Raw genomic sequence first — 12,105 nt, 5'->3', positions numbered from 1 at the left:
TAAGACAGATTCCCAAGCATTACTCACCCGTCCGCCACTCGTCAGCATAAGTACAAGTACTTACCTGCTACCGTCCGACTTGCATGTGTTAAGCCTGCCGCCAGCGTTCAATCTGAGCCATGATCAAACTCTTCAATTCAAAAAGCTTAATCCCTCAATAGCTGACTTAATTAATCTATTATAAATAATATAAATAAACGAATCTTCCGGCACCTATTAAGTTCAATCTTAAAATTATCTAAAACGAATCTATAAGTGCCCACACAGTTTGTATGATTGATTGTTAAAGAACAAAAAACGACGCGCTGTTTATAAAAACCTACAACGGCGCGTCGTTGTGCCGGCGTATTATAGGCTTTTATCCTTACCTTGCAAGTACTTTTTTACTAAAAATTTAAAAATATTTTCAACTGGTTATTTTTTAGATCTTTTGTGCAGAAATTAGCCCGGGCAGATCCGCGATAGAATCCAGCACATAATCGGCTTCCTTTTCTCCCTCCGACGTGACCTCTTTACCCGTACGTACTAAGATAGTCGTACCTATTTTCGCCCCTTTCCCCGCCAAAAGATCTACTGTTTTATCGCCGATCATAATAGATCTGCTCGGATCAATATTCAGTTCTTTAATCCCTTGCAATAACATGCCTGATTTTGGTTTACGACAATCACAATCTTGCTTAAATTCAGCAATTTTTGCCTCAGGATGGTGCGGGCAGTAATAAATTCCATCTAAATCGACACCACGATCAGCCAACGACCAATCCATCCATTCCGTCAGTTGCAAAAATTGTTGCTCCGTAAAATAGCCTCGGGCAATTCCCGATTGATTTGTGACCAACACCAATAAATAACCCATGTTTTTTAATTTTTTTAATGCTTCAATACTGCCGTCAATAAAACGAAAATGATTAATTTCGTGCACATAACCATAGTCAATATTGAGCGTACCGTCACGATCCAAAAAAACCGCTTTTTTCATTTTTATTCATCCTGTCCATAAATTATTTTGCTGATTATCTGCTTTATTTTTATGTCGTGCAAACCTTCTGCCATTTTGTCCTAAAATGGAAACAAATAATTATAAGAATATAGCTGATAAATGTTGACATAGCATTCTAGACGTCTAGAATACAAAGCTCCTTTCGATAAAAAATTAAACACCAAAAAGGGCTTATATGATTAAGCTACAGAATGTAAGTAAAATTTTCGACGTTTCAGGCAAAAAACTGACCGCACTTGATAACGTTTCTTTAGATATTCCGAAAGGATATATCTGTGGTGTTATCGGCGCATCCGGTGCCGGCAAGAGCACCTTAATTCGTTGCGTTAACCTGTTGGAAAAACCGACCATGGGAGCCGTGATCATTGACGGCAACGATCTCACCCAACTCAGCGATGCGGAACTCGTGTTAGAACGCCGTAATATCGGCATGATCTTTCAACATTTTAATTTATTAAGCTCCCGTACCGTCTTCGGCAATGTCGCCCTGCCTTTAGAATTAGAAAATACGCCAAAAGAAAATATTGAAAGCAAAGTCAACGAATTACTTTCTTTAGTCGGCTTAAGTGATAAAAGAAATGTTTATCCGTCGAATTTATCCGGCGGTCAAAAGCAACGCGTCGCCATTGCCCGCGCACTCGCCAGTAATCCGAAAGTGTTATTGTGCGACGAAGCTACCAGCGCGCTGGATCCGGCAACCACACAATCCATTTTAAAATTGTTAAAAGAAATCAACCGCACTTTAGGTATCACAATCCTGTTAATCACGCACGAAATGGATGTGGTCAAACGCATTTGCGATTCGGTGGCGATTATCGATCAAGGAAAATTAGTGGAACAAGGTTCCGTCAGTGATATTTTCTCCAATCCGAAAACCGAACTGGCACAACAATTTATTCGTTCTACCTTCAACGTCAATTTACCTGACGAGTATCTAGATAATCTGTTACAAACGCCAAAACACGCAAAATCCTACCCGATTATTAAATTTGAATTTACCGGCCGCTCCGTAGATGCGCCTTTGTTATCGCAGACCTCAAAAAAATTCGGGGTGGAATTAAGCATTTTAACATCACAAATTGAATATGTCGGCGGGGTGAAATTCGGTTTTACCGTGGCGGAAGTGGAAGGTGATGAAGACGCCATTACCCAAGCAAAAATCTATTTAATGGAAAATAACGTACGCGTTGAGGTGCTAGGCTATGTGGAATGATTTTTTAACGCAACTTACGCCCCAAATGTGGCAAACAGTGTGGGTTTCCACTTATGAAACCGTGTATATCAGCTTTGCTTCCACGTTTCTGGCGGTGATCGTCGGTTTACCCTTCGGTGTGCTGACATTCCTGACCGGCAAAGGCGAAATTTTACAAAATGCCCGCTTAAATCTGATACTCAACATCGTGATTAATATCGGACGTTCAATTCCATTCATTATTCTGTTAATTATTTTGTTGCCATTTACCCGTTTTGTGTTGAACACCACCCTCGGCACCACTGCCGCCATTATTCCGCTGAGTATTTGTGCCATGCCGTTTGTGGCGCGTTTAACCGCCAACGCCTTGGTTGAAATTCCAAAAGGCTTAACGGAAGCAGCAAAAGCCATGGGCGCCACCAATTGGCAGATTATCCGTAAATTCTATTTGCCGGAAGCTTTGCCAACACTCATTAACGGCATCACCCTGACGCTGGTCACCCTTGTGGGCTATTCCGCCATGGCAGGTATCGTCGGCGGCGGTGGCTTAGGCAGCCTTGCCATTAACTACGGTGAATATCGCAATATGACCTATGTAAAATGGGTCGCCACCATTATTATTGTGGTATTCGTCATGATTTCACAAAAACTTGGCGATGACTTGGCAAAACGTGTCGATCATCGTTAGTTAACTTCACACTGACATAAAAAGGGGATCTTTTATGAACTTGAAAAAATTATTAGGCGTCGCAACATTAGCCTCCGTATTCGCCTTAACGGCTTGTAATGAAGAGAAAAAACCGGAAGCCGCACCGGCAGACAAACCGGCGGCAGAAGCCCCGGCAACAATCAAAGTGGGCGTGATGGCAGGACCGGAACACCAAGTGGCTGAAATCGCAGCGAAAGTGGCAAAAGAAAAATACAACTTAGACGTAGAATACGTTTTATTCAATGACTACGCCTTGCCAAACACTGCAGTGTCTAAAGGTGATTTAGACGTTAACGCAATGCAACATAAACCGTATTTAGACAAAGATTCCCAAGCGAAAGGATTGAACAACTTAGTGATCGTGGGTAATACCTTCGTTTACCCGTTAGCCGGCTATTCAAAAAAAATCAAAAATGTAAATGATTTACAAGACAGCGCTGTAGTTGCAGTACCAAATGATCCGAGTAATCTTGCCCGTGCGTTGATTCTATTGGAAAAACAAGGGTTAATTAAATTAAAAGATCCGACCAACCTGTTCTCCACTTCTATAGATATCATTGAAAATCCGAAAAATTTACAAATCAAAGAAGTGGATACCTCCGTTGCGGCACGTGCCTTAGATGACGTTGATTTGGCGGTAGTGAATAACAACTACGCCGGTCAAGTAGGCTTAAATGCGCAAGATCACGGCGTATTTGTGGAAGATAAAGATTCACCGTATGTAAATATTATCGTGGCACGGACCGATAACAAAGACAGCAAAGCCGTACAGGCTTTCGTGAAAGCCTACCAAACCCCGGAAGTGGAACAAGAAGCGAAAAAACACTTTAAAGACGGCGTGGTAAAAGGCTGGTAATTTGAAGCCCCGCGAAAAACACCGTAAAATATGCCCCCACTTTTCAGCCCATCAGGGCAAAAAGTGCGGTTATTCTTTTGAGTGTTTTTTAAGGAGAAAATTAAGATGAAAGTCACCAGTTTAGCCATTGAAAACGGGCATTTCGCCGACAAATACGGAAAACGGGGCAGTCAATTCAGCCCAAACGGTATGCCTACCTACTCCATTCCTTTTGAAATCACCGATGCGCCCGCCGACACGAAATCCTTCGCCGTGGTGCTGGAAGACAAAGATGCCATCACGGCTTCAGGCTTTGTCTGGATCCACTGGTTAATTGCCGATTTAGCACGCACTTCCGTGCGGGAAAATGAAAGCCAAACCGCCACGGATTTTGTACAAGGGGCAAACAGCTGGGCAAGCGTGCTAGGCAAATTCGACATTAAAGAAGCCTCCGCCTACGGCGGCATGGCGCCGCCAAATTCCAATCATCGGTATGAACTATATGTGTATGCACTTGATACCAAACTGAACCTACCACAGGGCTTTCGCTTCAATGACTTACATTACGCCATGCAGGGGCATATTTTGGCTGAAGCCTATTTGGTGGGCTGGTATAACGTTTAATCCGCCCAAAATCAGCCATCAAATCCTCGCGTTGTGCTGAGGATTTTTTATGAGCGCTTTTAGCCGGCAAGGTTTATGCTTATAATTAGCCGTTTATTTTTATTCCACCGAGAACATCATGTTAGATATTGTTTTATACGAACCGGAAATTCCGCAAAACACAGGAAATATCATTCGTTTATGCGCCAACACCGGATTTCGGTTACATTTAATCGAGCCCTTGGGCTTCACCTGGGACGACAAGAGACTACGCCGTTCCGGCTTGGATTATCACGAATTCGCGGAAATCAAAAAGCACAAAACGTTTGAAGCATTTTTACAAAGCGAACAACCCAAACGCCTGTTTGCACTCACCACCAAAGGCACACCGGCGCACAGCGAAGTGAAATTCTCACTGGGTGATTATTTACTATTTGGCCCCGAAACCCGTGGCATTCCAATGGACATTTTAAACAGTATGCCGCCGGAACAAAAAATCCGCATCCCCATGACAGCCAACAGTCGCAGTATGAATCTCTCCAACTCCGTTGCCGTCACCGTGTACGAAGCCTGGCGCCAGCTGGGTTATGAGGGCGCGGTGAATATAAACCGATAACACATTTAAACTGATAGCAAAAAGCCCATCCTGTGATGGGCTTAAATGTCTTTAAAAGTGCGGTGTTTTTTTACGATGTTTTTTAACTCAAATGCCTACCGCACTTTCAGTGCTTCCGCCATATTTTCCTGCAATTGTGCCAACATGGCGTAACGCTTGCGATACATCGAGCGTTTGTTGCTCGGAATATCATTCATATTCTTGGTTTCAAAATGTAACGGCAATTCCCAATATTCTTTTAACGTTCCTGCAGATTCGGCAAAAATCGCATCATAATCCACCACATAACGTTTGCTTTGCACGATACGGGATTTGTTTTGATATTTATGCGGAATTCCCCACAAAGCGGTATAGCCCAGAACATGAGTGAAGGCTTTCATGGCTTCCACCATCAAATAGGCCGGACGTAAACCGTGACATTTTTTGGTCAGTGATTTCACCATTTCCTTTGAACCTTCAAAGTTCGGACCTTGAATCACGGCGATCAGTAAGGCTTTTTGTACCCGCCCGAAGGTCAGCAAATAAACCAATTCCTGCGTCGGCTTATAGCGCAACTCCAACGCCCAATAACCTTCCATCGCCTGATAATCGTTTATCGTTAAATATAATTCAAAATCGGGAATCACTTCGCCGAAACAAATCGGCTGTTGCCATAAAGGTGGGAGGTGAAGTGCGGTTAGTTTTTCCGGTAAAAATGTCAGGTTGGCGCACATTTCTTCAAAACGCTGCCGTGAGTTAAAACGCTTATCCAAAAAGCGATGAACCAAGGGGTAACTAAAACCCGGGCGCGCATTGAGCAACATCACCAACAACGGATTTTGGTTTACAAAACGCTCAAATTTTTTAATAGTTTGCCAGTGTAACAGCGAACGTAAATGATAGCGAAAACGCTTCATACGATAAGATTTTTTACCTTGATCCGGATATAACAAAAACGGATCAGGCCATTGATAAGGACGTTGTTCGGTCATGTTTAGTTTTTACAGAATAAAAAATTGGCGTATTTTCGCATAATCCCTTCTTTTTTGCATTTTTTTATCGTTTTTTTCGTGTCGATAAAGTATTCTAGCCGCCAAATTATCATTGTTGAACACGAGAAAACCATGTCGTATATTAAACTGAATTATCACAAAACCCATTTTTTAACCAGTTCGCCTAATCTGAAAAGTTTGCCGGAAGACACCGGCATTGAAATCGCCTTTGCCGGTCGCTCCAACGCGGGGAAATCCACAGCGCTGAACGCCTTAACCAATCAAAAAAACCTTGCCCGCACCTCTAAAACGCCGGGACGCACCCAGCTCATTAATTTATTTGAAGTGGAACCGCAATGTAAATTGGTGGATTTGCCGGGCTATGGTTATGCCGCCGTACCGGAGCAAATGAAATTGCAATGGCAGCAGGCACTGGGCGAGTACTTACAAAAACGCGAATGCCTTGCCGGTATCGTGATTTTGATGGATATTCGTCATCCGCTTAAAGATTTGGATCAGCAAATGATTGAATGGGCAGTGGCATCTCAATTGCCGGTGTTATTGCTATTAACCAAAGCGGACAAATTAAGCCAAAGCGAACGCAGTAAACAGATGAAAATGGTGCGTGAAGCGATTTTACCGTTCCGGGGCGACATTCAGGTAGAAGCCTTTTCTGCGTTAAAACGAACCGGTATCGATCGTCTGGCGGCAACATTAGACGGGTGGTTTGCACCGGTTTTTGCCTAAAAAAGACGATTTCTGCGATCCCGATCGCAAAAAAGTGCGGTATGAATTTCTTTCATTTCACACTTTTTTTATGTTGTCGCTCCGCATTCCCTGTTCAGTATTACGGAGCCAAACATGTCTTTAGCCATCGTTTACAGCCGCGCATCCATGGGCGTTCAGGCGCCGTTGGTCACCATTGAAGTGCATTTAAGTAACGGTAAACCCGGTTTCACTCTCGTCGGCTTGCCGGAAAAAACCGTCAAAGAAGCCCAAGATCGGGTGCGTAGCGCCTTACTCAACGCCGAATTCAGATACCCCGCCAAACGCGTTACCGTCAATCTCGCCCCCGCCGATTTACCCAAAGAAGGAGGACGCTTCGATTTCCCCTTGGCCGTAATCCCATTTTCTAATAATACCCGGGTTTCAATTAAAGTGAGCTGGTTGCCTTCAATCGCATTAGACGCTTGGTTATAACGCAACATAAAATCATCTTGTAAAGATTTTGTCGTAACCGGGTCAAGCGGACGCTTCGAATCCAATACTTTTTTTAGTTCATTTACAGTATTCATGTTCACTTTTCCATTTTTATGCTTACAAATATTTATGCTTTTGTATAAATATTCATAACATGCCTTTTTCTTTTAAATCCTTACTAAGTAAGTCATTAAAATACTCTTTCAACTTAATATCATTAAGTAACGCATATTTCTTCGCTGCTTTGTAAACATCCACCGGAATCATGATGGTAGTTCGTTGTTCGGCAATAGTTACTTCCTCTTTGAGCTGTGGCATAGCCGTTTTTTCAATGCTACCCATAGAAAGCCCGGATTTGCTTAGTGTGCCTTTTGTTAATTTACTCATATTGAACTCCTAGTGCAGTTAAAATTTCATTTGTGATTTGATTAATCTCTGCTTTCGCTTCTTTAGACTGACTTTCAAAAACCGTATTACCGGAACTTAAGACTTCTGCATAGCTGACGCGTACCGCCGTACTACCCTTTAATAACGGTATTTCAAAGTTTTCGTTGATAAATTCAATAACTTCTTTAGCTAAATTTGTCTGCTTATTCGTTTGACTGATGACTAACCCGGCTTTGAGCTTATCATCAATTTGCATACGTGCTTGCACTAGCTCTATCGAATCTTTGCATGCCCAAATATCAAATTGTGATGGTTTCAGTGGGATCAGAATGTAATCGGCAAGTTTAATCGAATCGGTCATGGCTTTTTCAATACGTGGCGCACCATCAATGATTAAAAAATCCGCTTGGCGACCAAGCGCACGGATTTCTTTTTCGGAGAGCCCTTTATCACAAGCAAACACCGGGAAAAAATCATCACCGGCAAGCGCATTCCATTCACGCGCGGACGCTTGCGGGTCGGTATCAATTAATGCGACATCAAAACCTTTAAGTTGCAGGCTGCGGGCAATATTGATAGAAAGCGTGCTTTTACCGCTACCGCCTTTCTGACTTAATACGGATATGACTTTCATAATAAAGGGTCTCCTTAAAGAATTAAGATTGTAATGCAACGCGTAACAATGACATGAATTCGGCAAATTCCTTGCCTTTCATCGCCGGAATGTGTACCGGTCTGCCGGTTTGTCTTGCGATAAGAAGAGAGATAATGATATGATTAAGTTTCATAATTTGTACTCCTTGCTGGGATATGAGTTATGTACCGACCTCTGATAGTGACCGCTATCAGAGGTTTCTTTTTTGTGTTACCACGGGAATAACTATACCAAACATAAAAACATAAATCAATATTTATTTTTTTATATTTTTACATAAAAACATATTTGTTTTTACGCGCTAAAATAGTCATATTTGCGTTTTTGCGTAAATATGTTTTTATGCTAATGAGTTGCTATTGTTACCGGTTTTATCTATGATTATGACTAACTTTTTAGCGAGGAAATTATTATGAGCCTAAATATGCAAGAATCCTACCGCAAAGACGACTATCTACCGCAGAAAGTGACACTTTCCGAAGAAGCATTGTTTTTTGCTCGGTTAGATAACGGAGAAATTAAAGTTAAATCCAATGAAGAAGTGTTAGCTAACCTGGAAAAAGTATTGGACTTAAAATGAAACTGGATTACACCGTAGTTTGGACGGAAGAAGCGGAGCAGCAGCTTTTAGAAAAAGCTCGCTTTATTTTGTATGATAGTCAAAGCAAGGAAGTGTCTTTTCGCTTTCACCGGGAAATTAGAGAGCTGACCCAAAAACTATCCTATGTAGCGACCGCCTATAATGACGATCGATTTCATATCTACACGGTTAAGAACGGACATAGTGTAAAATTTATTGTGCGCGATGATGTGGTTTATATTTCTGCGTTCCTGGCGAAAGGGCGGGAATTTGTGATATAGCTTGGCGTTTCACGTCATAAAAAATAAAAGCATAAATATTAATTTATGCTTTTATTTTTTTATGTGTATTTATGCTTTATTTAAACATACATTTCCGACTAAACGGCTTACGGGCGCATTTAGTCGATAATGCTTGATTGATAGAATCCTCATTGGAATCCGGACACAGCTTTAGGAAATTACGACGTTTCTTTAATGTTTCGTGCGGTTTTTTAGCCCGAATTGAATAGAACTTATTTAACGGCGGATGACATTCCGGCGTTACCGAAACGTTCCCAGAAATGATTATCTACATAGCCCGGAATACCGGTTCCGCCTAATTCGTCCGTTGCACCGGAATTAATGTTGATGATGATATTTTTCGGTGTACGGATTTCACTCCAAACCACAAATAAACGTTCTTCGCCTTGTTGGATCTGACCATTACGGAATTCACCGAATACGGTAGAGCCTTTTTCAATCAGTAATACCGTACCGTTTGCACTATATACATCGTTTGCCACAACGCAGCCTAGATTGCCGGCCACAGTGGAAACAAGTTTTGTGCGTAAGGAACATTGTATAAACGTGCCTTTTGCCAACAGTAAATTGGCATTGACCGGGAGTTTATGGGCTTTACCTGCTTTAAACGTACTGACGTTATCTTCAAATATATCGCCTTTTGCCGGTTCCGGTGGTTGGTTAGTTACCGTGTCAGTTGTATCTGTATTCTGAACATCTGAAACGGCTTGTAACGTTTCGCCATCGATAGTACCCGGAGACAATCCTTTGATTAAACGTGGGGCGGATGGCATATCTAACGCCTCTGTCGTTCTATGATTTTCTACTGGAGCGGTTGCGGTAGGCATTGGTTGTGGTTCCGGATTTAAAATCGCCGGGATTTCTGCCGGTGGTGCCGTAAATGTTTTTGAACGCACCGTCGTACCGAATTCTTCTTTTTCCTTAACCTGTGCCGGTTGCGTATCCTTTTTATTCAAAAAGGAATAACCCAAAAACGCCACGGCAAGCAGTGCAATAATCAGAAAAATAAATAGATTTTGGTTTTTACCGCGTTTGGCAATTTTGCTGACTTCCGGTTGATAATCGGTTTCCGTTTTGTCATCCGTCGGCTGAATGGTTTTGTTATCGTTCATCTCTGCCTCCTATCGTTCGTCTCTTGCCACATTTGGTGAAATGGTCGTGTTATAAGTTACCGGTGTTTTTCCGTAACTTTGATTGTAAATGCCTACAACTTTTTCACCGCTACGTAATACCAGTTTTTCAGCCGTTTTTTGGATGACTAATACCTGATAATTACCATCTTGTTTTACGTTAGTATTTAATAGACTTTCCGTGGAACCTTCTAATAAGAACGCCGCCGGAAAAGTTTTATTTGGGGCAAATCCAAGATAAGTAAAAATACCGTCATCATAAGCATAGTTTGGTGTAATGGTTTCACTGCCGGCCTTAACTTTCATTACATAATCCCAATTTTTCGGTGTTTTAGTGCTTTGCAAAGATTTTTCAATCGCTTGTTGTTCACGTTCGCGTTTATTCTTTTGACGTTGTGCGGCTAACTGTTTTTGTTTCTCCGTCGGATAGGAAAAATTTACCTGATATGATGACGTTGAGTTTTCCGGTACGAGTATTAAATCAAAGGAGTACGTGCGTTTATTAGTATTAATAAACAAGTTCGTATTCCACTGCCCCGGGGTCGGTTCAAAATAGTTTTCGCCCTCACTGCTTTGTTGTTTTACCGCCATTGGTTTAATCAATACAAAATTATCATTATCGGTAATATCCCAACCGTCTTTAAAACCGGTGTGTTTGTATAGAATACGTTCATCATCGGCAAAAATGATTACGGTAGAAAATCCATCTTTTGCATAAACCTTTGTGACATCTAAAGCGTTATAAACTTGTGACTGAATACGGTTATCATATTTTGATTTTATAGGTGTGCTGGCTGCATAAGTTTCTGTACCAAACACGATAAGTAATAAACAGATTAAAATTCGCATATTAAGCCTCATTATCTACCCGGTAATGTGTCACGATAAATCCTAATGGATTATCCATACGGAACCCTTCAATCATATTTTTTACCGGTAAATATTCGTATGTTAAAGAAACTACGATATTTTTTGCCGTTTCTTCGCCACTTGAAAGGTTGCGTTGAATTAAGCGAACGCGGGCAGTGGCAATATTATTAGCCTGACCATCCGTACCGACATCCGTTTTAGATAGCACAATTGAAATGACTTCAGGTTTAACTGTATTGCTGTTACCTAAAAGCTGATCACGCGCATTTTTACCTTCGTAAATATTGCGGTAGTCTTTGGCAACGTCGTCACTACTCATCATTTGCGTAAGTTCATATTCTTGTTGCAAGGTGTTGAAATAATAGCCTTCACGTGTTTTGATATATTGACTGATGAAATGTTTATCCATGGCGTCATCCGTGGTCAACGTTTCCACATCCAAACGAGTAATGACGTCAGGAATACCCGTACCGTTATCACGAATCAGAAATGGCACAACCTCGCGCAACGGTAAAATACTGACAATGACCGCACCGAGAACGAAGCTAATCAGCCAGGATACTCTGGCCACTTTCCAGGCGCGGGCTTCCGATTTTTCGATGTTCTCCTGGTTTTTGGCTTCTAAATCCCGATTTTGGTCAAGAATGTCTTGTTCGATATTGGTCATTTTTTATGTTCTCCTTGCGGTTGCATTGTTTTATTAACAGGTTCAAAGGATGTACCTTTTAAATCATCCGGCCAACTTGACGAACAACCGACCAGATTAAAAAGCACAAAAAATAAGCATAATTTGTATATTTTTTGCATAAAAACCTCTCTTTTAAGTGTAAAAACCTCTACAAAGTAAATTGCATAATGAAAAATAACGGGAAAAGTTAAGACTTGCCGGCGCGATTCCTTACTGAATTAGCGACTGCCCGCACCGTTCGATGTATTGCACTACCGACCTTGTAAGCGGTCGGTGCGCGACTGTATCCTGTGCCGGCAGCTCCCATACCAAAACGGACGGTATTTAGTACAGAATTTTTAGCTCCACTAAAGATTCCGCCTATTCC

The 12,105-nt window shown here is 41.7% G+C and carries 17 protein-coding genes, 1 rRNA gene and 2 pseudogenes; 9 read left to right on the top strand and 11 right to left on the bottom strand.

Annotated features, from left to right (window positions below; genetic code table 11):
* Window positions 1-139 (bottom strand): 16S ribosomal RNA (locus A3CS_RS0110405); the annotation flags it as partial.
* Window positions 140-421: 282 nt separating this feature from the next.
* On the bottom strand, window positions 422-979 hold the full coding sequence (gene gmhB / locus A3CS_RS0110400; protein WP_005548251.1) for a D-glycero-beta-D-manno-heptose 1,7-bisphosphate 7-phosphatase: 558 nt from the start codon (window positions 977-979) through the stop codon (window positions 422-424).
* A 196-nt stretch (window positions 980-1,175) separates the two neighbouring features.
* On the opposite strand from gmhB, the gene metN reads away from it, so the two are divergent.
* From metN to trmL, 5 genes are all read left to right on the top strand, one after another.
* Window positions 1,176-2,213, top strand: a complete 1,038-nt coding sequence (gene metN, locus A3CS_RS0110395) for a methionine ABC transporter ATP-binding protein MetN (protein WP_005548250.1) — start codon at window positions 1,176-1,178, stop codon at window positions 2,211-2,213.
* On the top strand, window positions 2,203-2,880 hold the full coding sequence (locus A3CS_RS0110390) for a methionine ABC transporter permease (RefSeq protein WP_005548249.1): 678 nt from the start codon (window positions 2,203-2,205) through the stop codon (window positions 2,878-2,880). Before metN ends, A3CS_RS0110390 begins: the two co-directional genes overlap by 11 nt.
* A gap of 34 nt (window positions 2,881-2,914) precedes the next feature.
* Window positions 2,915-3,757, top strand: a complete 843-nt coding sequence (locus A3CS_RS0110385; RefSeq protein WP_005548248.1) for a MetQ/NlpA family lipoprotein — start codon at window positions 2,915-2,917, stop codon at window positions 3,755-3,757.
* 105 nt (window positions 3,758-3,862) lie between these two features.
* The gene (locus tag A3CS_RS0110380) at window positions 3,863-4,360 is read left to right on the top strand and encodes a YbhB/YbcL family Raf kinase inhibitor-like protein (protein WP_005548247.1); all 498 of its coding nucleotides are present in this window, start codon (window positions 3,863-3,865) and stop codon (window positions 4,358-4,360) included.
* A 118-nt stretch (window positions 4,361-4,478) separates the two neighbouring features.
* On the top strand, window positions 4,479-4,955 hold the full coding sequence (trmL, locus tag A3CS_RS0110375) for a tRNA (uridine(34)/cytosine(34)/5-carboxymethylaminomethyluridine(34)-2'-O)-methyltransferase TrmL (RefSeq protein ID WP_005548246.1): 477 nt from the start codon (window positions 4,479-4,481) through the stop codon (window positions 4,953-4,955).
* A 95-nt stretch (window positions 4,956-5,050) separates the two neighbouring features.
* Here the strand turns inward: trmL and A3CS_RS0110370 are convergent, their stop codons facing one another.
* Complete coding sequence (locus tag A3CS_RS0110370; protein WP_005548245.1) at window positions 5,051-5,926, bottom strand: VirK/YbjX family protein; 876 nt, start codon at window positions 5,924-5,926, stop codon at window positions 5,051-5,053.
* A gap of 132 nt (window positions 5,927-6,058) precedes the next feature.
* Between A3CS_RS0110370 and yihA the strand changes: the two genes are divergently transcribed.
* Window positions 6,059-6,673: a ribosome biogenesis GTP-binding protein YihA/YsxC gene (gene yihA / locus A3CS_RS0110365; RefSeq protein WP_005548244.1), complete on the top strand. Its 615-nt coding sequence runs from the start codon at window positions 6,059-6,061 to the stop codon at window positions 6,671-6,673.
* A gap of 114 nt (window positions 6,674-6,787) precedes the next feature.
* Window positions 6,788-7,048 (top strand): annotated as a pseudogene (locus A3CS_RS0110360) (magnesium chelatase domain-containing protein); the annotation flags it as partial.
* Here A3CS_RS0110360 and A3CS_RS1000000112425 read toward each other — a convergent pair.
* The 4 genes and pseudogenes from A3CS_RS1000000112425 to A3CS_RS1000000112420 all read right to left on the bottom strand — a co-directional run.
* Window positions 7,024-7,221, bottom strand: a pseudogene (locus tag A3CS_RS1000000112425) (hypothetical protein); the annotation flags it as partial. The pseudogenes A3CS_RS0110360 and A3CS_RS1000000112425 sit on opposite strands and share 25 nt — an antisense overlap.
* 52 nt (window positions 7,222-7,273) lie before the next feature.
* Window positions 7,274-7,513 carry a hypothetical protein gene (locus A3CS_RS0110355; protein ID WP_005541739.1) on the bottom strand — a complete coding sequence of 80 codons (240 nt, stop codon included), beginning with the start codon at window positions 7,511-7,513 and terminating at the stop codon, window positions 7,274-7,276.
* A complete protein-coding gene (gene parA / locus A3CS_RS0110350; RefSeq protein WP_233118992.1) occupies window positions 7,506-8,186 on the bottom strand; it encodes a ParA family partition ATPase in 681 nt (226 codons plus the stop codon). The genes A3CS_RS0110355 and parA overlap by 8 nt, the downstream gene beginning before the upstream one ends.
* On the bottom strand, window positions 8,170-8,301 hold the full coding sequence (locus A3CS_RS1000000112420) for a hypothetical protein (RefSeq protein ID WP_005555907.1): 132 nt from the start codon (window positions 8,299-8,301) through the stop codon (window positions 8,170-8,172). Before A3CS_RS1000000112420 ends, parA begins: the two co-directional genes overlap by 17 nt.
* A 279-nt stretch (window positions 8,302-8,580) precedes the next feature.
* On the opposite strand from A3CS_RS1000000112420, the gene A3CS_RS1000000112075 reads away from it, so the two are divergent.
* Together A3CS_RS1000000112075 and A3CS_RS0110335 are read left to right on the top strand one after the other, a co-directional pair.
* Entirely contained in the window at window positions 8,581-8,748 is a 168-nt protein-coding gene (locus A3CS_RS1000000112075) for a hypothetical protein (protein ID WP_019518471.1), read from the top strand.
* Window positions 8,745-9,029: a hypothetical protein gene (locus tag A3CS_RS0110335; protein ID WP_019518470.1), complete on the top strand. Its 285-nt coding sequence runs from the start codon at window positions 8,745-8,747 to the stop codon at window positions 9,027-9,029. Before A3CS_RS1000000112075 ends, A3CS_RS0110335 begins: the two co-directional genes overlap by 4 nt.
* Window positions 9,030-9,105: 76 nt before the next feature.
* Here A3CS_RS0110335 and A3CS_RS1000000111765 read toward each other — a convergent pair whose 3' ends face one another.
* The 4 genes from A3CS_RS1000000111765 to A3CS_RS0110320 are packed head-to-tail and all read right to left on the bottom strand — an operon-like array spanning window position 9,106 to window position 11,717.
* The gene (locus A3CS_RS1000000111765; protein ID WP_233143754.1) at window positions 9,106-9,252 is read right to left on the bottom strand and encodes a TrbM/KikA/MpfK family conjugal transfer protein; all 147 of its coding nucleotides are present in this window, start codon (window positions 9,250-9,252) and stop codon (window positions 9,106-9,108) included.
* A 10-nt stretch (window positions 9,253-9,262) separates the two neighbouring features.
* Window positions 9,263-10,162: a TrbI/VirB10 family protein gene (locus A3CS_RS0110330; RefSeq protein ID WP_019518469.1), complete on the bottom strand. Its 900-nt coding sequence runs from the start codon at window positions 10,160-10,162 to the stop codon at window positions 9,263-9,265.
* Between the two features lie 9 nt (window positions 10,163-10,171).
* On the bottom strand, window positions 10,172-11,029 hold the full coding sequence (gene virB9, locus A3CS_RS0110325; RefSeq protein WP_019518466.1) for a P-type conjugative transfer protein VirB9: 858 nt from the start codon (window positions 11,027-11,029) through the stop codon (window positions 10,172-10,174).
* Between the two features lies 1 nt (window position 11,030).
* Window positions 11,031-11,717 carry a VirB8 family type IV secretion system protein gene (locus A3CS_RS0110320; protein WP_019518465.1) on the bottom strand — a complete coding sequence of 229 codons (687 nt, stop codon included), beginning with the start codon at window positions 11,715-11,717 and terminating at the stop codon, window positions 11,031-11,033.
* Between the last annotated feature and the right edge of the window lie 388 nt (window positions 11,718-12,105).

Source organism: Aggregatibacter actinomycetemcomitans DSM 8324 (assembly GCF_000372365.1).
In the GTDB taxonomy this organism is placed as follows: domain Bacteria; phylum Pseudomonadota; class Gammaproteobacteria; order Enterobacterales; family Pasteurellaceae; genus Aggregatibacter; species Aggregatibacter actinomycetemcomitans.
This window is presented reverse-complemented; position numbering and strand designations above follow the sequence as displayed.

What these genes read in the sequence shown, in the direction of transcription:
- A3CS_RS1000000112075 (WP_019518471.1), top strand. Translation starts at nt 8,581, where the DNA reads ATGAGCCTAAATATGCAAGAATCCTACCGCAAAGACGACTATCTACCG.
- yihA (WP_005548244.1), top strand. Translation starts at nt 6,059, where the DNA reads ATGTCGTATATTAAACTGAATTATCACAAAACCCATTTTTTAACCAGT.
- virB9 (WP_019518466.1), bottom strand. Translation starts at nt 11,029, where the DNA reads ATGCGAATTTTAATCTGTTTATTACTTATCGTGTTTGGTACAGAAACT.
- A3CS_RS0110380 (WP_005548247.1), top strand. Translation starts at nt 3,863, where the DNA reads ATGAAAGTCACCAGTTTAGCCATTGAAAACGGGCATTTCGCCGACAAA.
- A3CS_RS1000000112420 (WP_005555907.1), bottom strand. Translation starts at nt 8,301, where the DNA reads ATGAAACTTAATCATATCATTATCTCTCTTCTTATCGCAAGACAAACC.
- A3CS_RS0110355 (WP_005541739.1), bottom strand. Translation starts at nt 7,513, where the DNA reads ATGAGTAAATTAACAAAAGGCACACTAAGCAAATCCGGGCTTTCTATG.
- A3CS_RS0110370 (WP_005548245.1), bottom strand. Translation starts at nt 5,926, where the DNA reads ATGACCGAACAACGTCCTTATCAATGGCCTGATCCGTTTTTGTTATAT.
- A3CS_RS0110330 (WP_019518469.1), bottom strand. Translation starts at nt 10,162, where the DNA reads ATGAACGATAACAAAACCATTCAGCCGACGGATGACAAAACGGAAACC.
- gmhB (WP_005548251.1), bottom strand. Translation starts at nt 979, where the DNA reads ATGAAAAAAGCGGTTTTTTTGGATCGTGACGGTACGCTCAATATTGAC.
- A3CS_RS0110320 (WP_019518465.1), bottom strand. Translation starts at nt 11,717, where the DNA reads ATGACCAATATCGAACAAGACATTCTTGACCAAAATCGGGATTTAGAA.
- A3CS_RS0110335 (WP_019518470.1), top strand. Translation starts at nt 8,745, where the DNA reads ATGAAACTGGATTACACCGTAGTTTGGACGGAAGAAGCGGAGCAGCAG.
- metN (WP_005548250.1), top strand. Translation starts at nt 1,176, where the DNA reads ATGATTAAGCTACAGAATGTAAGTAAAATTTTCGACGTTTCAGGCAAA.
- A3CS_RS0110385 (WP_005548248.1), top strand. Translation starts at nt 2,915, where the DNA reads ATGAACTTGAAAAAATTATTAGGCGTCGCAACATTAGCCTCCGTATTC.
- trmL (WP_005548246.1), top strand. Translation starts at nt 4,479, where the DNA reads ATGTTAGATATTGTTTTATACGAACCGGAAATTCCGCAAAACACAGGA.
- A3CS_RS0110390 (WP_005548249.1), top strand. Translation starts at nt 2,203, where the DNA reads ATGTGGAATGATTTTTTAACGCAACTTACGCCCCAAATGTGGCAAACA.